General features: G+C 69.7%; 16 protein-coding genes. 9 read left to right on the forward strand and 7 right to left on the reverse strand.

The genetic code is table 11. The annotated features are described in order from the left end of the window. Window positions 1–256: 256 nt before the first annotated feature. The 5 genes from PZ894_RS10850 to PZ894_RS10870 all read left to right on the forward strand — a co-directional run bounded on the left by PZ894_RS10850 (window position 257) and on the right by PZ894_RS10870 (window position 8,629). Window positions 257–1,813 carry a TIGR02677 family protein gene (locus PZ894_RS10850; RefSeq protein ID WP_275744665.1) on the forward strand — a complete coding sequence of 519 codons (1,557 nt, stop codon included), beginning with the start codon at window positions 257–259 and terminating at the stop codon, window positions 1,811–1,813. Between the two features lie 5 nt (window positions 1,814–1,818). Then, window positions 1,819–3,024 (forward strand): TIGR02678 family protein, encoded by a 1,206-nt coding sequence (locus PZ894_RS10855; protein ID WP_275744667.1) that lies wholly within the window; start codon window positions 1,819–1,821, stop codon window positions 3,022–3,024. Then, the gene (locus tag PZ894_RS10860; protein ID WP_275744669.1) at window positions 3,021–7,097 is read left to right on the forward strand and encodes a TIGR02680 family protein; all 4,077 of its coding nucleotides are present in this window, start codon (window positions 3,021–3,023) and stop codon (window positions 7,095–7,097) included. The genes PZ894_RS10855 and PZ894_RS10860 overlap by 4 nt, the downstream gene beginning before the upstream one ends. Further along, on the forward strand, window positions 7,094–8,314 hold the full coding sequence (locus PZ894_RS10865; RefSeq protein ID WP_275744671.1) for a TIGR02679 family protein: 1,221 nt from the start codon (window positions 7,094–7,096) through the stop codon (window positions 8,312–8,314). The genes PZ894_RS10860 and PZ894_RS10865 overlap by 4 nt, the downstream gene beginning before the upstream one ends. A 150-nt stretch (window positions 8,315–8,464) precedes the next feature. Continuing rightward, complete coding sequence (locus PZ894_RS10870; RefSeq protein ID WP_275744673.1) at window positions 8,465–8,629, forward strand: hypothetical protein; 165 nt, start codon at window positions 8,465–8,467, stop codon at window positions 8,627–8,629. Window positions 8,630–9,024: 395 nt separating this feature from the next. Here PZ894_RS10870 and PZ894_RS10875 read toward each other — a convergent pair whose 3' ends face one another. The 7 genes from PZ894_RS10875 to PZ894_RS23495 form a co-directional block, all read right to left on the reverse strand. Continuing rightward, window positions 9,025–9,912: a GNAT family N-acetyltransferase gene (locus tag PZ894_RS10875; RefSeq protein WP_275744675.1), complete on the reverse strand. Its 888-nt coding sequence runs from the start codon at window positions 9,910–9,912 to the stop codon at window positions 9,025–9,027. Between the two features lie 46 nt (window positions 9,913–9,958). Beyond that, a complete protein-coding gene (locus PZ894_RS10880; RefSeq protein WP_275744677.1) occupies window positions 9,959–10,876 on the reverse strand; it encodes an NADP-dependent oxidoreductase in 918 nt (305 codons plus the stop codon). A gap of 76 nt (window positions 10,877–10,952) precedes the next feature. Beyond that, on the reverse strand, window positions 10,953–12,302 hold the full coding sequence (locus PZ894_RS10885; protein ID WP_275744679.1) for an MFS transporter: 1,350 nt from the start codon (window positions 12,300–12,302) through the stop codon (window positions 10,953–10,955). A 149-nt stretch (window positions 12,303–12,451) separates the two neighbouring features. Beyond that, window positions 12,452–12,775: a uracil-DNA glycosylase family protein gene (locus tag PZ894_RS10890; RefSeq protein ID WP_275744680.1), complete on the reverse strand. Its 324-nt coding sequence runs from the start codon at window positions 12,773–12,775 to the stop codon at window positions 12,452–12,454. Between the two features lie 116 nt (window positions 12,776–12,891). Beyond that, entirely contained in the window at window positions 12,892–13,686 is a 795-nt protein-coding gene (gene istB, locus PZ894_RS10895; protein ID WP_275744682.1) for an IS21-like element helper ATPase IstB, read from the reverse strand. Beyond that, window positions 13,686–14,942 (reverse strand): IS21 family transposase, encoded by a 1,257-nt coding sequence (gene istA / locus PZ894_RS10900; protein WP_275744684.1) that lies wholly within the window; start codon window positions 14,940–14,942, stop codon window positions 13,686–13,688. The genes istB and istA overlap by 1 nt, the downstream gene beginning before the upstream one ends. 39 nt (window positions 14,943–14,981) lie before the next feature. After that, window positions 14,982–15,164: a uracil-DNA glycosylase family protein gene (locus PZ894_RS23495; protein WP_345799149.1), complete on the reverse strand. Its 183-nt coding sequence runs from the start codon at window positions 15,162–15,164 to the stop codon at window positions 14,982–14,984. A gap of 264 nt (window positions 15,165–15,428) precedes the next feature. On the opposite strand from PZ894_RS23495, the gene PZ894_RS10905 reads away from it, so the two are divergent. The 4 genes from PZ894_RS10905 to PZ894_RS10920 all read left to right on the forward strand — a co-directional run bounded on the left by PZ894_RS10905 (window position 15,429) and on the right by PZ894_RS10920 (window position 19,297). Next, the gene (locus PZ894_RS10905; RefSeq protein ID WP_275744685.1) at window positions 15,429–16,025 is read left to right on the forward strand and encodes a molybdopterin-dependent oxidoreductase; all 597 of its coding nucleotides are present in this window, start codon (window positions 15,429–15,431) and stop codon (window positions 16,023–16,025) included. 1 nt (window position 16,026) lies between these two features. Continuing rightward, entirely contained in the window at window positions 16,027–16,851 is an 825-nt protein-coding gene (locus PZ894_RS10910; protein ID WP_275744809.1) for an FAD-binding oxidoreductase, read from the forward strand. Between the two features lie 1,207 nt (window positions 16,852–18,058). Further along, a complete protein-coding gene (locus PZ894_RS10915; RefSeq protein ID WP_275744686.1) occupies window positions 18,059–18,334 on the forward strand; it encodes a DUF6510 family protein in 276 nt (91 codons plus the stop codon). Window positions 18,335–18,529: 195 nt separating this feature from the next. Continuing rightward, window positions 18,530–19,297, forward strand: a complete 768-nt coding sequence (locus PZ894_RS10920; protein ID WP_275744688.1) for an SDR family oxidoreductase — start codon at window positions 18,530–18,532, stop codon at window positions 19,295–19,297. Window positions 19,298–19,346 lie beyond the last annotated feature (49 nt).

Raw genomic sequence — 19,346 nt, forward strand, 5'->3', positions numbered from 1 at the left:
ACATCTATTGGGTTCGGCCCTCCACGATGCCCTGAGACATCACACTGGTCGGGCTGACAGGATTTGAACCCACCGTCCAGAAACTGGCCAGAAACCGGGTCGAGCGCCCCACGACACTCCGTGATTCTCCGCGTGAATCCGACCGCGGGCAACGCAGATCTGAGGCGAGTTGATTCGGGTTCAAATCCCGACGCTCACCCGACACGATCGCGAGGAGTCAGAGTTTTCGTCGGCGGTCGCAGCTACCGTGTCGGCCGTGGCCGACGGGATGCTGGACCCGCGCGAGCGTCAGACGCTCGGAGCGCTGAGGTATGCGGTCAACGAGGAGGCGGCCAGCTACCTCGCGATCATGCGGCTCTTCACTACCGGGATGAGCGGCTTCCTGTCCGATCAGTCGGCGGATGAGGTGGCCGAACGTCTTGCGGCTCAGGGATTCGAGCTCGATCGCGACATCGTCGATCAGCGTCTGTCCTACCTCGTCGAGCACGGCAACCTGGCCCGCAGCCCTCGCGAGTCGGATGCGCGGAGCGTCCGCGAGTACCTCGCCAATCGTGCTCGCTACCAGCTGACCCAGCGTGGCGAGCTCGTCCACCGCCAGGTCGAGGAGCTGCTGGCGCATTCCGATTCCGCGCGGGAGGTCTCGAGCGAGATGCTGCCCGGCATCCTCAGCGGGATCGAGGACCTGGCTCGGATCTCCGCTCACGGTCTGGAGACCGCTGACCCCCGGGAGCTGGCAGGTCGGGCCACCACCTTGTTCGCCCAGTTCGAAGTCCTGGTCTCCTCGACGCGACAGTTCTACTCCTACCTGACTCAGGTCCTGACGCGCTTCGACCTCGGGCGCGAGGAGTTCGAGATGTTCAAGAGCGCGCTCCTGGACTACCTCCAGCGCTTCATCGACGAGATCTCCCGGCACATGCCGCAGGTGGCCGACCGGCTTCGCGAGCTCGAGCCGAGTGTGCCGTCGCTGTGTGCGCGGGCGAACGCCGGCGAGCGACTGGTCGGGTTGGACGGCGCGAGCGCCAGGCGGGCGACGGGACTGGAGCCCGGCGACTGGGAGAGCCTGCACCTGTGGTTCGTGGGCGGGGCCGGCCGACGGTCCGATGCCGACAACGTCCGTCGGCTGGCGACCGACGCGATGCGATCGCTTCTCATGAACCTGCGCCGCATCGCGGCGGGGGCCGACCGCCAGCAGAGCAGGTACGGCGACCTCGTGCGACTTGCCGGTTGGTTCGATGCGGCCGACGACGCACAGGCCCACGACCTGTGGGCTGCTGCGTTTGGCCTCTACTCGGCCCGCCACCTCTCCTTCGCCGCCGATCCGGACGGCGACCCGGTGGCAGCCACTCAGAGCTGGTGGGGTGCTTCGGTCGCTGAGGTGCCCATTGGCCTGCGCATCCACGGAGAGCGCAAAGCGGGTGGGCGCACCGGCGCTCGAGCCGACTACTCGGCGGCCAAGCAGGCCCGGCTTGCGGCGCGAGCACGGGAACAGCAGGGGCGTGCCGAAGCGCTGCGTGAGCTCGCCAGTCACGCGGGCGAGCTGCGTGCCGTCCGGCTCAGTGACGACGCCCGTAAGGCGTTCCTGGACCTGCACGCGCAGGCGATGAGCGGGCACGGTCGAGCGCCGACGGCCGACTCGCCTGCCCGGGCCACTACCCGCGTCGACGGTGGTGTGCTCATGATCTCTCTCCGCGCGGCGCCAGGCGTGTCCACGACGATGACCAGTCCAGCAGGACGCCTGACGCTGCGCGATCTGTCCGTCGAGATCACGGTTGCGGCCGATGTCGGGCAAGCAGAGCGGAGGGCGGAAGGATGACAGTCATGCCCGAGCGCCCCGGACCGGCGCCCGATCTGCTCGCGGAGGCCGATCTGCGCGACGCCGCTCGCGCGTTGCTGCGGATGCCGCTGCTCACCGCAGACAGGAACCCTGACGAGCTCGCCCTCGTCCGTCGGCACCGCGACGAGCTGGCACGCGTGCTCGCCGACGGGCTGGGCTACCGCCTGGTGGTGGAGCCTGGCCTGGCGCGGCTGTTCAAGACCGGGCTTGGTCGGGACGCGCGTCGCCCCCTGCGGCGGCGCAACGACGTCCCGTTCACGCCACGGCGATACGCGCTGCTCGCCCTGATCCTCGCGGCGCTCACCCAGGCGCGACGGCAGCTGATGGTCGACGAGCTGGTGGCAGCGGTCCGGTCGGCAGCGGTCGACGCCGGGGTCGACGTGGACCTCGACGCGATCACGGACCGGCGGGCGCTGCACTCAGCCCTCGTCGCCCTGATCGACCTCGGCGTGCTCAGCGAGCGTGATGGCGACCTGGAGCACTGGGTCGAACGCCGTACGGAGTCCCTGCTCGACGTACACCGTGACCGGTTGGCGGTCCTGCTGTCGGCTCCCGTTGCGGGCTGCGAGGGGCCGGACGACCTGCTGGCCGTCGTAGCAGTGCCGTCCGCCGCGGGCGGGGCTCGGGTCGGCGTGCGCCGCAGGCTGGCCGAGCAGCCGGTCCTCTCGACCGAGGACCTCACCGACGAGCAGCGCGAGTGGTGGCGCCGCAATCGGGAACGCGAGCGGGAGTGGTTCCGCCGCTGGCTCGGGCTCGACCTTGAGTTGCGCGCCGAGGGGGCGATCGCCATCGATCCGGGTGGTGAGCTCACCGACCGCCCGTTCCCCTCGTCGGGCTCGGCTCGGCACTTCGCGTTGTTGCTTGTCGGCGAGCTCGTCGAGGAGCTGCGGACCGTGCGTGGTGGTGAGTTGCACGGCGTGGCTTGGGAGCACGTCGCGCAGTCCACCGCGCGACGGGCCGCCGATCGGGTCTTCAGCACGTGGCGGCGCGGTCTCCGCAAGGAGCACCGCGACCACCCCGACGTTGTCTTCGAGGAGGCGGTCGACGTGCTCGTGGAGGCTGGGCTGGTCCGCAAGGACCCCGATGGGCTGCTCGTGCACGCCGCCGCTGCCCGCTACGCACCCCGGCCCGAGCTCTTGGCAGCCGGCCCGTCGGGGGAGCGGTCCCTGTTCGAGGAGGACGAGGCATGAGCATCGACCTGGCGTCCCGCCGAGCCGACGCACCGAGCGAGCGGTCCCACCGGTTCCGGCTGCACCGGGCAGGCATCCTCAACGTCTGGCAGTACGACGAGCAGGAGTTCACCTTCGCCGACGGCCGCCTGCTCCTGCGCGGCGCCAACGGGGCAGGAAAGTCCAAGACACTGGAGATGCTGCTCCCGTTCGCTCTCGACGGCGACAAGGCGCGGATCACCGCGTCCGCACGCCACCACACCAGTCTGCTGTGGTTGATGACCGACGGCTACGAGGGCCAGGCTCGCGTGGGCTACATCTGGCTGGAGTTCCTCCGCGTGCTCCCCGACGGCTCGGAGCAGGCCTTCACCTGCGGGGTCGGCATCCGCGCCTCCGCGTCGGCGCGGACCGCCACTGCCTGGCACTTCGCCACCGATCGTCGGGTGGGGCACGACCTTTCGCTCGAGGACGATGCAGGCCCGCTGTCTCGCCCAAGGCTGGAGGAGACGCTCGGGCCGGACCACGTCTTCGAGAAGGCGGCGGCCTACAAGGAGCACGTCGGCCGCGAGCTGTTCGGACTCGACGTCGCGCAGTACGACGAGGTGCTGCGGCTGCTCTACTGGCTCCGCCAGCCGCAGGTCGGCGAGGACATCGAGCCGGCCAAGTTGGCCGATCAACTATCGCAGGCGCTCCCACAGGTCGACGAGCAGGCGGTTCGCTCCGCCGGCGACACCTTCGACGAGCTGAGGACCTTCGGCGAGCAGATCGAGAGACGCGCTGCCGCCGCCGACACGCTGGAGGCGCTGGCCGGAGCCGTCGCGGCGTATGCCCGCGCTGTTGCCGCCCACCGGGCTCGGGAGCTGTCCACAGCCCTGCGCGCCGAGCGCCGGCTCCGCACCGACGTACGCCGGGCCGAGACCCGGGTGGGTGAAGCGGCCCAGGCGCTCGAGAGCGCCGGAGTCGCCCTGCAGCAGGCACGCGACGGACTCGTCGGCGACGAGGCGCGGCTGCGTGCCTTGGAGGCGGGCCCTGCGGCGCGCGACCAGCGCCGGCTCTCCGAGCTCGCCGACGCGCTCGAGCGCGACCAAGAGTCCTTTTCCCGCGCGCGTGAGCGGGTCGAGCGCCACGCCAGGACGCAGAAGGCGAAGGAGGAGACGCTGGCGCGACGGGCAGGCGAGATCGGGGATGACGTGACGGCCCATGCCGCCGCGATGCGTGCGAGCGTCGCGCTGGAGCGGGAGGTCGTGGCGACGAGCTTTGTCGTCGTCCCGCCGGTCCTCGACGAGGCTGCGCTCGAGGACGCCGCCGGCGCCACCCGCGTCGCCGCCGCGGTCGACGAGGCCACGACGACGCTGGAGGATGCGCGGGCAGCCGCCCGTGGTCGCGCCGCCGCCGTGACCGCGGTCCGTGAGGCCGCCCGCGATGTCGACGCGGCGCGGACGCGTCAGCACGAGGACGATCGGCAGGCCGAGCAGGCCGAGCGTCGCTGGGAGGAGTCCCGGGCCCGGAGGATTGCCGCGCAACAGGTCGCAGAGGCCGAGGAGGCAGCGCTGCTCACCGCCCTGGGCGACTGGGCGCGCGCCCCGGAGGCGCCGGCGGTCGACCTGCCCGACGACCTGACAGCGGAGGCTCTCGACGTGCTTCCGGCGCTGGCGCGCGCCGCCGTCCGACCCGGCCTGGAGCGGTTGCGCGAGGAGGAGCAGCGCGCTGCCACCAGGCGCGACAACGCGGTCGTCGACATCGAGACGCTCTCGCGGGAGCGGGCTCGAGTCGAGGCCGAGACGGAACCGGCCCCGCCGCCCCCGGCGCTGGGTCGCACGCCGCGTCCCGACGGTCGTGCGCTCTGGCAGCTGGTCGACTTCGCGGACCAGTTGTCCGAGGCAGAGCGCGCTGGTCTCGAGGCAGCGCTGCAGGGCGCCGGACTGCTCGACGGCTGGGTCCGGCCCGGTGGCCGTCTCCTCGATGCCGATCAGCGCGACGTCGTGCTCTCGACGCCGATGGCAGCCGATGAGGCCGGGACGCTCGCAGAGGTGCTCCGGCTCGACCTGCCCGCTGACAGTGGGGTCGACCCCAACGACGTACGCCGCGTGCTCACCGCGATCCGGATCGACGGCTCTGCTGACGCGACGGCCGGCGTCGCCCTCGACGGCTCCTGGCGGCTCGGTCCAGCGCATGGCCGTGCGGCCAAGGCGCGCGCACAGTACGTCGGCGCGACCGCCCGCGCGCTCGAGCGCGAACGCCGGTTGGCCGCCCTCGACCAGCAGCTCGACGAGGCGCGCGCCGCCCACGACGGCGCGGTCGCCGACATTGACCGAGCCAGGTCCGACATCGACGCACTCGAGCGCTGGGAGCGCGCGCTGCCGTCCGCGAGCGCACTGCGAGACGCCTGGACGGGGCTGCAGTTGGTCCGCGAGGCCGAGAGCCGCGACGACGCCGCCAATCAGGCGGCCCAGCGGCTCGCCCAGGAAGCGCGCACCGCGACCGCGCGAGCCGTCACGGAGCTCGATCGGCTGGCCACGGGCCACGGCCTGCCGACCGAGCCCGATGCGCTGGCGGCGGTCGAGCAGCGCATCCGCCAGCTCCTCGACGGCCTCGGCAGGTTGGCCGACGCGGTGCCCCGACTCGTCCGGGACCTGATGCGCTGGGCCGACGACCACGACGAGGTCCGCCAGGGAACTGAGGCGCTCGCGCAAGAGGAGCAGGAGGCGATCGCGGCCGAGCGGCGCGCCGAGGAGACCCGGATCGAGCTCCAGGCGCTCCGCGAGTCCGTCGGTTCCTCCGTGCGGGAGCTCGAGGAGAAGGTGGCGGCGGTCAAGGCATCGCGTTCAGCCCACCATCAGCGCGCCAAGGCCGCGGAGCAGGAGCAACTGGAGGCCAACACCCGCCACGCCACAACTCAGGCGGAGCTGCGCGCCGGCCAGGGCCAGTTGGGCGAGCAGATGGAGCGTCGGGGCGACGTGGTGGCGTCATTCACCGCTCTCGCGGTGCCGCCCGGGCTGCTGGCAGCGGCGACCGACGACGCCGAGCTCCACGACGCGGTCGCGTCCCTTGCGGCACTCGGTCCGGACGATCCCATCCCCACGCCGCTGGTGCGCGCGGTCGAGAGGCTCGCAGCCCTCACCACGAACGACCCGGTCGCGGCACGCAACGAGGTCTACAAGGTCCACCGTGAGGCCTCCACCGGCCCCGCAGCGGACCACCAGCCGGCTATCGCGCCGTACGAAGAGTGGGACCTGCTCGCCGTCATCGGCCGGGACGACGCGGGAGAGGCCGCGATCGGGGAGCTCGCGCGACGCGTCCGCGCATCGGTCGAGCGAGACCGTGGACTCCTGACCGAAAGGGAGAAAAAACAGTTCGAGCAACACGTGCTCGGCGAGTTGGGCGATGCGATCCGGCGCTGCCGACGTGACGCCACCGAGCTCGTGGCCGCAATGAACGGGCTTCTCGGCGACGTTACGACCTCGCAGGGCATCAGGGTGCGTCTGGACTGGAAGCTGCGAGACGATGTGCCTTCGGAAGCGCGGGCGGCGGTCGACCTCCTCGCGCAACCGGTCGGAGCCCTCATCCCGGAAGAGCGGGAGAAGCTGCGCGACGTCCTCCACCGCCTGATCGAGGCGTCGCGCGCCGAGCGCCCGGAATTGGCCTACAGCGAGCACCTCGCTGCTGCCCTCGACTACCGCACGTGGTCGGCGTTCACGATCCGCTACTCCCGGCCCGAGAAGCCCGGGCAGTGGGACCGTCTCCATCGTCGATCGGCACTCTCCCAGGGCGAGCAGAAGGTCTTGTGCTATCTCCCGCTGTTTGCGGCGGCAGCCGCGCACTTCACCTCGCTGGCCGGCGCCGCCCCGCATGCGCCGCGGCTGGTCCTTCTCGACGACGCCTTCCCGAAGATCGACGTCCGGACGCATCCGCTGCTCTTCGGCCTCCTCGTCCAGCTCGACCTGGACTTCGTGATGACCAGCGAGCGGCTCTGGGGTGATCACTCGACGGTGCCGTCGCTCGCGATCTACGAGGCGCTGCGCGATCCCACCCAGCGCGGCATCGCCCAGTACGAGTACCGCTGGGATGGACGCCTGCTGCAAGGCATCGGATGAGCCTCCTGCCGGCGTGGATCGCCGACCCTGCGCTGCGACCTACATGGACACGCGTCGCCGCCCGTCTCGGCCAGGCTGGTCTCGTACCGCAGGGTTCCGTCCGGATCCGCGTCGCGAGCCGAGAGGAACGACAGGCGGTCGGCGACCTGCTCGGTCGCACGCTGACGGGGGAGACCGTCAAGATCGACCTGGCGACGCTCGACCACCGACTCCGTGAGCGGTCGGGTGTCGGCGGGCTCGACGCGGTGCTGCGAGGGCTCGGCATCGATCTCGAGGACCGCCCGGCGGTCCGCGCTGCGAAGACCGAGTCCCGGCAGCGACCGCTCTCCGTCGCTGCTGCCGCGATCAACGCTGCGTGGGTGCCGGACTGGATCGACGGGCTCCGGCGAACGGGCCTGCTGACCAACCGGGAGAACGCCGAGTCGATCGCACGAGCCGCAGCTCTGGTCTTGGAGGACCTCACCGGCAGCGAGACCAGGTCGCAGTCTCGGGTCGAGCTCGGAGCCAGGCTGTTGGGTGATGCCCACGCCCTCGATCGGGATCGGCTGCTCCATCACGTCGTCCTTCGTGGTCTCGCCGCTGCAGCAGTTGTCCCTGTGCCCACCAACGGGCGAAACCGGGAAGCGCTCTGGGCTCAGTTCGGGGTCGATCCCGACCTGTTGTCGCGGACCTGCCTGCTGCGGGGACTGCGGATCGACGGCGACTCTCCGATCGCCGCCCGCCTCGAGGCTGCTTCGCTTGTGGGTGATCCCGTTCATGTCACCGAGTGGGACTTTCGCCAGGCCCCGCATTTCACGCCGGCCCCGGGCACGCGCGTCCTGGTCTGCGAGAACCCCCGGGTGATCGAGGGACTGGCGGAGCGAGGAGTCGACGGGTGGGCGGCGGTGTGTATGTCGGGTGAGCCGAACCTCGTCGTCGACAAGGTTCTTTCGAACCTGGCTCGGAGCGGGGTCGAGCTTCGCTACCACGGGGACTTCGACTGGCCCGGTGTCGCGATCGCGAACCGGGCGATCGAGAGATACGGGGTCGTCCCGTGGCGGATGACGGCTGACGACTACACCCGCGCGGTGCGAGCCGACGGGTTGCGACTCGGGAAGGCGGCGGTCGAACCCGTGTGGGACTCCGAGCTCGGCGCGGCGATGCGCACTCGAGATCGGGCAGTCCACGAGGAGTCTGTGCTCGTTGAACTCGTCGATGCCCTGGGTTGTGGTCAGTAGACGCCCCTGACGCGTCCTGAAAGGAATCTTGGGCGCCGGTACCTGCTCTCGCCCAGGTCGAGCCGGTGAGCGCGCCGCGCAGCGCTCTGCGATCGAGACGAGGTTCCCGCCCGAGGGCCTCCGCGCAAAGCTCCTCGCCCGGCCGGACGCATGACGATCAAGTTCTTGGCTGACGAGAACTTCGATCACAAGACTCTGGCCGGGCTGAAGCGACGCGAGCCCGATCTCGACATCGTCCCCGTGCAAGAGGTTGGTCTACGCGAGGTCGATGACCCGCAGGTGCTGCCTCGAACTTGCCCATGCCGCGCGGAATGAACGCGATCTCGCCGTACCCGCCGATCGGGATCCGCGGCCTACTCATGGCTGGCCTGGTCGTGTATGGGAAGTGAGCGACCACGCCCCTGAAGAAGGTCCGGGGAATCGATCCGGTTTCGAGGCGTCGGATCTCAGTCTCGCTGTGGGAGCCATAGAGGTAGCGCCGGACCTGCCAGATGAACGTTGCGTAGTCGCGGTCGTCATCGGTCAGGCGTCCAAGACCTTGGGGCCCGCGCCGCGACTCGGTGGCCGATGGCTCACGGAGTCTCGCGATAGCAACTCTTGAGACGGACGACATCTGCCGCGGGACTGGCTGCGGGGGGATGCTCGCTTGCCGCGCCGTCGTCAGGTTGCCGTCGTCTCCTCCAGGTCCGGAAGTCCTGAGACCGGAACGCTTACGAGTGTCGCCGCGCAACGGCGGTCTGGGGGAAGTCCGTGATAACGAGGTCGGCGTAGTTCGGATGGTCCGCAACGAACCTATGAACGACCGGGCAGTAGTTGATGACGGTCATTCCCCGGGCTCGCACATCGTCGAGGACGCGGTGGATCAGTTCGGTCGCGACGCCTCGTCCCCGGAACTCCGGAAGCACCGAGACCGCCAGGAGCGCGACCCGGTGATCGTCCACGACGTTGTAGGGGACCCCGCCGACCACGGTGCCAGCGACGTTCGCTTCGTACGTCCCGGCCGTCTCGTCGTTGAGTACCTCGACGGCCAGCGGTGAGCTGGCTGAGCCGTCAGATCTGTCGGCCGTCGCAACCGCAAGGACGGAGCGGCCCAGATCTGCGCTGCGCTCCTGGTCTCCGGACGCCTCAAACCGCTTGAGGGCACAGCGTGCGATCGACGAGATCGGGTGCTCGCGGGCGTAGTCCGGCCGGGGTGCCTGAGGTCGCTGGTGCCCGGCCTCACCTCCGATGCGGCCACCGTACGGCCGTCCGTGGTCGGCGAACTCGTCCCGGACGAAGATGAGCTGCCAGGGTCCGGCCGTGAAGTGGGCGCCCGTTCGCAGGATCCCGTGTCGCCCGCTGCTGGTTGCGCCCTCGCCGAGCATCGTCAGGACGTACTCGTCGGCCGGGCCGTGCAGGATCCTCGCGTGCAGGGCATCGGTGGCCGTGAGCTGGAGGTCAGAGTCCGCTGCCGATCCGATGTGGATCAGGTCGCAGTTGATCTCGTGGACGTATCGTTCGTGCTCGCTCGTCGCCAGGATCCGCGGGTGCCCGGCGCCCCAAGCCGCGTGCGTGGTGGTCACGCTCTCGGACCGCGCGGTGACCTTCTCTTCAGCCATGATCGACCAACTCCGTGTTCGACTCTCGATGAGGATGCCGGTGGCTCTACGGGCGCACGGCGATGACCGCCTTGCCCTCGCGGCGTTCGGTGGAGGTCAGGGTGGCGACGGCGTCATCGAGCGACGCGACCCTTCCGATGTTCGCCCGCAGACGCTCCTGCTGCACTCGCTGGACGATCTCGGTGAGCTGGACCCGGTCGGCCTCGACGACGAAGTCGATCGACAGGCCGTCTGCGGGACGGTGCTCGACCGGGCCCACGACCGAGACCAGCGTCCCGCCTGTCTTGACCAGAGCGGCCGAAGCCTTCTGGACGTTGCCACCGATGACGTCGAAGACCAGGTCGACGTTGCCCACGTCCGCGAGTTCGTCGTTCCCGAGATCGACGAACTCGTGGGCACCGAAGTCGAGCGCCTTCTCGCGGTCTGCGCCGCGGCCCGTTCCGATCACCCAGGCGCCGGCCTCACGCGCGAGTTGGGTCACCATCGTGCCGACCGCGCCTGCCGCGCCGTGAGCGAGCAACGCCTGGCCCGGCTGGAGGCGACCGTGCTGGAACAGGCCCTGCCACGCGGTGAGGCCCGAGATGGGCAGGGAGGCGCCGGTCGTGAAGTCGACGTCGCCGGGCAGCGCGGCGAGGTTGCGTGATTCGACGGCCACGTACTCAGCCAGGGTGCCGTCGCGGTGCCAGTCGGCGATGCCCAGCACCCGCTGGCCCACCGACAGCCCCGTCGTGCCATAGCCGAGTGCGGTCACGACACCGGCGACCTCATGCCCGAGGATGGACGGCGCCTTGTCGTGACCAGCGCGATCGGTCCAGGTCGAGGGCCACTCCACCTCGGTCGAGACGAAGCCGGCTGCGTGGACCTGGACGATGACGTCGTTGATCGCGGCTGTCGGCTCGGGCCGGTCTTGCAGCTCCATGCCGGCCGCCCCTGCGGACTGGTCGGTGACGACGATCGCCTTCATGTGCCTTCTCCTCTTCGCGACGGCCGGCCCTCGCAGGTCGACCTGAGTGTGTTCTCAGTGTGCGCCGAGCGAACCGTCATGCGATCTCTCGAACGTGGTGATGTGGCTGGTGTCGGACGTTGAGCCGGTCCGGCTCTCGTGGCGGGCGTGCGGCGACGAGGGTGATCAAGGTCGCCACCAGGGCCAGCAGGCCGTAGCCGGTTGCGATCTGCGGGAGGGCGACGGTGCCCGCCAGGTCGCCGGCGATGAGGGCGGAGACGGTTGCTCCGCCGTAGGAGAGCAGGTAGATCGCGCTGAACAGCGGCGCCCGCTGGGTCAGCATGCTTCGGTGGAGCAGGCCGCGAGTCGTGGAGCTGATCGCGATCCCCTGCCCGGCGCCAGCGAGCGCGGTGGCGGCGAGGAAGAGTGGCAGCTCACCCGAGGTGACGGCGGCAATCAAGCCGGTCATGCCGACCAGGAATGCGACCATGCCGAGACGTTGCGCGCGTACCGTTCCGAATCGGCCGCCGAGAGGGGCGCCGATGGCGCTGGAGGCCATGTAGGCGGCGAAGACCAGACCTGTGATGAGGGGACTGCGGGTGTGGAGGTCGCCCTCGACCAGCGCCGGCACGAACGCTTGGTAGAACGACCCCGTCGCCCAGGTGGCCAGAAGAACGGCGGCGGCAGTCGGCAGCAGGTGACGCACGTGCGGGGGCGCTGAGACCTGCGGCCGCAAGGACCGCCAGGCTCCGGGGGTCCGCGGTGCGGTCTCGCGGCTGACAGCGATCAATGCGACCGCCGCGAGGAGGGCGACGATCTCGACCAGGAAGACGAGGTCCCTCGGCCAGGGCGCGAACTCGACCAGAGCGCCCGAGGTGGCGGCACCGACGGCGAGACCGAGCATCACCGTCTGGCTCGACGCGACCGATGCCAGCCACGCCGGCTCGGCCGGCGCGGCATCGACGATGTAGGCGGTGAGGCTGCTGCTGGCGAGTCCGGCACCGATGCCCATGAGCATCCGGCCGACGATCAGGATGCCGATGTGGTGCACCTGCAGCAGCACCAGGGCGCCCGCCGCCGGGAGGAGAAGGCTGGCGATCGCAACAGGCCTCCGGCCCACGTGGTGGGAGAGCCTGCCGAAGATCAGCAGGGTGCTCAGCGTGGCGCCCGAGTAAGCGACGACGGTCATCGAGATGTCACCGTTGCTGAATCCTTCCTCGGCTCGGTAGGTGTTGAACAACGGGATCGTCGATCCCACCGTCGCGAAGACCACGACGAGCGAGATCACCGCTGGCACGAACGCCGAGCAGCACAGCGACCGCCGCGCCCGCTGCGCCGCCCTGGGGCCCGATGTCGTCGAGGTGCCCGCAGGGGCCGACGTTCGCTCGCCGGTCGCCACGTTGCCCGTGGCGCTGACCCGGCGGTTCCGGGCTGCGATCTTCGGCATCGGTTCCTTCCATCCTTCCTCCCTCTCGTCCACGTCTGGGGCGTGAGCGGTCAGCGCGAGTGCGCTTCGGTTGGTGTCGCGCGACGGCGGGTACCTTTCGCGGCCGAGCCGACGGACATTGCGATCCTCGAGGAGGCGCCATCTCGTGGTCACGCGAGCGCGGCCCGCACGCCTTCGCGCAGCTGCGGAATGACCTCGGTCTCATACCAGGGGTTCCTCGCCAGCCATCGGAAGTTCAGCGGCGAGGGATGGACCAGCGGGATGGTGCCGGGAAGGAAGTCGGTATAGCGGCGAACAGTGGCGGTCAGCGGCTCTCGAGTCCCCAGGTAGTGCCTCTGGGCGAAGCTGCCGATGAGCAGGGTCAGCTGTAGGTGCGGCATCGCGGCGATGAGTCGTGGATGCCATCGTCCGGCGAAGTCCGGCCGCGGCGGCAGATCGCCGTGGCGCCCCTTGCCGGGGTAGAAGAAGTCCATCGGCAGCAGCGCGAACCGCGACGGGTCGCGAAATGTGTCCGCGTCCACTCCTGTCGGCAACGCTCGAAAGTGAGGCCGATCCGACGCGCGAAAACGAGGCCACCGGTTCGTGCTGGTTAGTCTGCCGTGTCTTGGGTCCTGATGCTTGGCAGGGTGTCGATCCCGCGGTTGCGCAGCCGGTAGCTGGCGCCCTTCAGGGTCAGGACGTCGGCGTGGTGGACGACGCGGTCGATCATCGCCGCGGCGACGGCTTGATCGCCGAAGACCCCACCCCAGCCGCTGAACGGCAGGTTGGACGTGAGGATCAGCGAGGCGTGCTCGTAGCGGCTGCTGACCAGCTGGAAGAACAGGTTCGCGGCGTCCTGCTCGAAGGGCAGGTAGCCGACCTCGTCGACGATGATCAGCCCGTAGCGCCGCAGCCTGGCCAGTTCTTGGGGCAGCCGTCCGGCGTGGTGGGCGTCGGTGAGCCGAGTGACCCACTCGGTCGCCGTCGCGAACAGGACCCGGTGGCCGTGGTGCGCGGCCGCGATCCCCAACCCTGTCGCCAGGTGGGTCTTGCCGGTGCCGGGCGGACCGAGCAGCACGACGTTGCGGGCCTCGGTGAGGAACCCGCCCGATGCCAGGGACGCGATCTGCTGGCGGACCGCCGGCTGTGCGTCCCAGTCGAACTCCTCGAGCGTCTTGCGGGAACCGAATCCGGCTGCTCGTATCCGCAGCTGGGCGCCGGACGCGTTGCGGGCGGCGACCTCGCGGTCGAGGACCGCGGCGAGGTACTCCTCGTGGGTCCACCCGGCGTCGCGGGCGTGGTCGGCCAGGCGGCCGGCCGCTTCGGTGATCCGGGGCGCCTTCAACGCCGACGCCAGGTAGGCCAGCTGCTTCAGCGCCTCAGCCGCGTCCTTCTTCGTCGCCATCAGGCCACCTCCTCACCGTCGACCGGGCTGGTGCTCAGGCCGCCGTCGATGAGTCCGAACGCGCGGTCATAGTCGGCCAGATCCCTAGGGAGGTCCCGGCCGAGCTCATCGTCTGGATCTGCGGCTGGTCGGGGCAGCTGGAACTGCTCACGCAACACCTTCGCGGTGGCGACGTGGGCTGGGTCGGTGAGCGTCATGCCGCGTGCCCAGACCCGGTCGTGAGCGGCGACGAGGCGTCCTTCGTGACGCACCTCGACGCGGGTCAGGTCGGCGTGGACGTCGACGAACCTGCCGATGACGTTCGGGTCGACGGAGTAGTCGTTGCTGTCGACGCGGACGTAGTAGTCCCGTCCCAGCCGGACCCGATTGACCCATCCCACCGCCGGTGCGACCGGTGGCAGCGGCAGCATCGCCGCCCGGTCGGCGTCGAGCAGGTCGACCGGCCTGGCCTTGATCGTGCGCACCACCCTCGCGTTCGCCTTGCCCAGCCAGTCGCCGAACTGGGCGTCGAAGTCGGCCGGCGAAGCGAACGAGCGGCCAGGCATGAAGGAGGTCTCGAAGAACCCGTTCCTGCGTTCCACGACGCCCTTGGACTCGGGGTCGTAGGGCTTGAGCCGGACCAGCGTGGTGGCCAGGGTGCCGGTGAACGCACCGACGCCCTCGGCGTGCCGCTTGCCGCGACCGATGCCGGACTCGTTGTCCCAGATCAACCTGCGCGGAACACGTCCTAGCTGCTGCAGCAGCAGCCACATCGCCAGCAGCAGATCCTGGGTGTGCCGGGTCGGGATCATCTTCGCGACCATGAAGCGCGAGTGCGCCGCGGTGATCACCATGACCGGCAGCGAGGCCGTGCTGCCGTCTTCAAGTGGGACCTTCGTCGGCGGGAACCACAAGTCACACTGCGCCGCGTCCCCGGCCAGCCAGGTCAGCCGGTCCGAGGGGTCGACCGGCCGGTGTTCAGGCCGCAACCGCCGGACGTGCTCGCGAAACCAGGTGATCGAGCCCGTCCAGCCGACCCGCTCGGCGATCACCGTCGCCGGCATGTCCGGCGTCGTTACCAGCAGCTGCCGCACCGCCGACTCGAACGGCGTGAACGACGTCGGCACCGCCGGCCGCTCGTACTTCGGCGGCCCATCGGACGCCACCGCCCGCGCGACAGTCGACCGCCCGATGCCCAAGTCCCGCGCGACCTGACGCTGCGGAACACCGTCCGCCACCAGCCGCCGGATCAGAGCCCAATCCTCCACAGAGATCACCCATCCAATCTGTCTGGGTGGCCTCGTTTTCGGCCGTCGCTATGGCCTCGTTTTCAAGCGTCGTCGACACACTCCTAGCCACGCGACGAGCCGGGTGCCGCTGGCGTCGTTCCACGGGACGCCGGACTCCTGGGCCTTCCGTCCCGGAGCCTGCCCGACAACCAGGATGCGCGCCGATGCGTCGGCGGCGTAGATCGGCGATAGCCCGCTGCGGCCGCCCAGGCGTTGTCAGGATCGACGATGATCGCCTCACGAATCCGGTCGAGCTCGGACGACGTCATGGAACTCCTCGAACCTAAGGTCCGTCTGTAGGCGGCGCGTCGAATCGGACGTTCGGTCTGGACAGTCCACCGATCGAGCGCTGACGGCACGCGTTGACAGTGCATGTTCGCCGTCCTACGTTGGACTAGCAAGTCCAATTGCTACTCGGTCTGTCCATGATCAGCAGTTGATGGCGCGCGCATCGCGAGGAAGGGAGGCGGAGCAGTGACGATCTCGCGGGGCTTCGTCGGGCACCACGACCCGAGGGCCGTCGACCTGCCGCCGGGCCAGCACCTGACCCATGGCTTCCCGGTGTTGACGGCCGGGCCCACGCAGATGATCCCGACCCACGAGTGGAGCTTCACGCTGGCCTCCGAAGATGAAGTTCTTCGCACCTGGACCTGGGACGACAGGGCCGCGCTGCCGGCGGAGGAGATCTCGGTCGACATTCACTGCGTGACCCGCTGGACCAAGCTCGGCACGCGCTGGCGCGGCGTCTCAGTCGACACTCTCCTGGCCGGGGTCGGAAGCGGGCTCGGGTACGCAACGGTGCATTCCTACGGTGGGTACACGACCAACCTGGCGGTCGAGGACCTGACTGGTGGCCGCGCATGGCTCGTCCACGAGTACGAGGGAGAACCGCTCGAGGCCGACCATGGCGGGCCGGCCCGGCTCTTGGTCCCACACCTGTACCTGTGGAAGTCCGCGAAGTGGGCGAACCGAATCACCTTGAGACGCCGCGACGAGCCCGGATTCTGGGAGACCTTCGGCTACCACAGCCATGGCGATCCCTGGCGTGAGGAGCGGCACGCAGGTGACTGACATGCGCTTGTCCGGTGCTGCAGTCGAGGACTCGCACGGAACCGCACCGACGTCTGGCAAGAGATGGCTGAAGGCCACCCTCATCGGCCTGCACTCACAGTCCCGGCACTCCCGAACCCTCGCGTTCCGGGTGCCCGGCTGGACCGGGCATGCGCCCGGCCAGCACGTCGACGTCCGGCTCACCGCGGCCGACGGGTACTCAGCCCAGCGGAGCTACTCGTTGGCCGAGCCGTCGACGACACCCGACCGGGTCGCGATCACCGTCGACCTCCTTCCACACGGTGAGGTGTCGCCCTACCTCGTCGAGACCATGGAGATCGGCGACGAGCTCGACGTTCGCGGACCGATCGGAGGATGGTTCACGTGGACCCCTGGTGATCCCGGGATCGGGCCAGGGCCCGTCCTGCTGGTGGCGGGTGGGTCAGGGGTGGTTCCCCTGATGACGATGCTGCTCGCCCGGAAGCGCGCCGAGGATCGGACGCCGACGATGTTGGTCTACTCGCTGCGTGGACCGCGGGACCTCATGTACGGGCGAGAGTTGAGTGAGATGTCGGTCGGCAGGTCCGGGTCGCGGACGGAATCAGACCCGGAGGTCCGCTTGGTGTACACGCGAGTGGTGCCCGAGACGCATCCGCGGCCGGCGTCCCATCTCCGGCGCGAGGACATCGCGCTCCCTTCTGCCTGGCCGGCGCACCTGGCTGCTCGCGTGTTCGTGTGCGGGTCCTCGTCCTTCGTTGAACACGCCACCGGACTGCTTCGCGCAGAGGGCTACCCCGACGACCGCATACGCACTGAACGATTCGGACCGACAGGAGCTGACCGATGAACACAGAACACGGACCCGAGTCTGCGCCCGGAGCCGCGTCGATGGCCGATGATGCGCGCGGCTCGGCCCACGTCCTCGACGGCAACGTCGCCGCTGGTGACTTTGCGACTGTCTTCGCGCCCGATCCCACATCGGTTCGTGTCCATTGTGGAACTTGCGGGGCGACACAGGCCTTCGGGCAGTTGTCCGCGTACGTAGGCGGCCCGGGAACGGTGCTGCGTTGCCGGACGTGCCGAGCGATGACCGCCCGCATCGCTCACACAGCCACGGGCACCTGGCTTGACCTGTCGGGCTCCAGCTCGTGGCTCTTTCCCGTCACCACGCAGACCAGCTGAGACAACGCCAGGGACCGACCAGGCGAAGCGCGGCGGAGGTCGTCGACAGGACAGTTGGCCGCCCCTTACCCATGCGTACGAACGAAGCGCTGAAGGCCGGGAGCAGCGCTCTTCTCCCTTGTTGCTGCCACGGCCCGGGCGGGCAGGTGGGATGCCGGCCCAACTGCTGAGGCCAGTCTCCGCTTCCGGACTCGTCCGGTGGCGCCGGTCGCCGAGAAGCTCTAGTACCGACACCCCGGGGCATCGAGAGGTTGGCGAAGCATCTCGGCACGGACGACGCGGACGACCACCGCCGCCTTCGCGTCCGCAAACGTCTCCCACGTCGGCGGACACTCCTCGGCGCGTCGAAGGACCTTCGACGGTTCGTTGAGGCCGTTGAGAGCCATCGCGGCAGAACGAGTCGTCATGTCCTGCAGCTCTCTTCGGCGTTCACTGCCAGGATCTGCCCGGATCCAGCGCGCCGTGCGCCGGCGAGGTCGACTGGTGCGCGGCTCATCGGGTCGTGCAAGCGCTCTTCGGGCGGCGAGATCACTGGGGGCGGCACGGGTCTCCTCCGGGCGTTCGCGCAGCAGGAGTCCATCAGTTCGTCCGGCACGGACTCCCGCTGCTCTGCCGGTATGTCACGTGGGGAACCTGCCGTCCTACCCGGCACTGTTCGACGTCTTGGGACCGGAGCACCCACGACGACGCGCGCCACGTCCGGGGCATGCCCGACGTAAGACGTCGGGTGCTCTGCGCGACTCACCTCAGCGGCCCCGAACGGCCCGGAGGCGGTGACCCGCCGCTGTGGCACGGAGCCGAGCGATCGCACCGGACCAATCGGCCGCGCTGCCCGCCACCAGCGGAAGCTGGCGCCACGAGATGGAGGACCCATGGAGCACACAGACGACCTCGCTATCCAGGGGAGGGCGGTAGCCGGTTCACCGGGCCATGTCTTCGCCATCGACGTGACCGCGGCCGAAGTGGTGTGTCCTGACTGCGGCGGGAACACGCCCCTCGCCGATGAGAAGGCCTATCTCCACGGCGAGGGGTCGCTCCTGCAGTGCAGGCACTGCTCGACCGTCCTCGGCCGATTCCGGCGATCACAGGGCGCCGTGTGGATCGACCTTCGGAGCATGCCCGCGTGGCAACTCCAGACGCCGCACTGACGCCGGAGGCGCAAGCCGGTGAGTCACCGGCAGCGCGCCAGCGAGTCGCAACACCGACGTAAGTCCACCTCGCGGCGAGGTCACTCATCTACACATCGACCTCATTCATCTCGGAGACGGGCATTCGACTCTGCTCTCCGGTGCCGACCGGCGAACCACCGCGAACAAGTACCGCACTGAGAGGAAGTAGGAACCATGGGCGCATTCGAGGGCCGCAAGCTGATCGCGATCGGGGGAAGCAGCGGCATGGGCCGCCAGAGCGCGATCGACGTGGTCGCCGCCGGCGGCACCGCCGTCATCGTCGGCCGCGACCCAGACCGCGTCGAGGAGACCGTCGACGCCATCTCGGAGAACGGGAAGGCATGGGGCATCACCGCCGACCTCGCCGACCGCGACGACGTCCGCCGCGTCCAGGACACCCTCGCCAGCGAGCACGCCGATGCCAACCTCCTGGTGAACTCCGCCGGCTTCTTCATCCCGAGGCCCTTCCTCGAGTACGGCGAGTCCGACTACGACGCCTACCTCGAGCTCGCCCGTTCGGCGTTCTTCCTCACCCAGACCGTGACTCGGGGAATGATCGCCGCCGGCGGCGGCGCCATCGTGAACATCGGGTCCATGTGGGCCCACCAGGCGATCGCGGCCACGCCGGCGACCGGCTACTCGATGGGCAAGGCAGCCCTCCACGCGCTCACCCACAACCTCGCCATGGAGCTGGCCGAGCACAAGATCCGGGTCAACGCCGTGGCTCCCGCCGTCGTGGCGACCCCGCTCTACGAAGGCTTCATCCCCAAGGATCAGCTCGACGCCGCGCTCGCGACCTTCGACAGCTTCCACCCCCTCGGCCGGGTGGGCACTCCCCAGGACGTCGCCTCTGCAGTCACCTACCTGCTGTCAGAGGACGCCGGCTGGATCACCGGAGCGATCCTCAACGTCGACGGCGGCGTCATGGCGGGCCGGAACTAGGCACGAAGGCCAGGCAGAACTTCCCCTCGACACCCCAGGAGGACGAACC

The sequence above is a fragment of the Nocardioides sp. YIM 152315 genome, assembly GCF_029210375.1.
Classification (GTDB): Bacteria; Actinomycetota; Actinomycetes; order Propionibacteriales; family Nocardioidaceae; genus Nocardioides.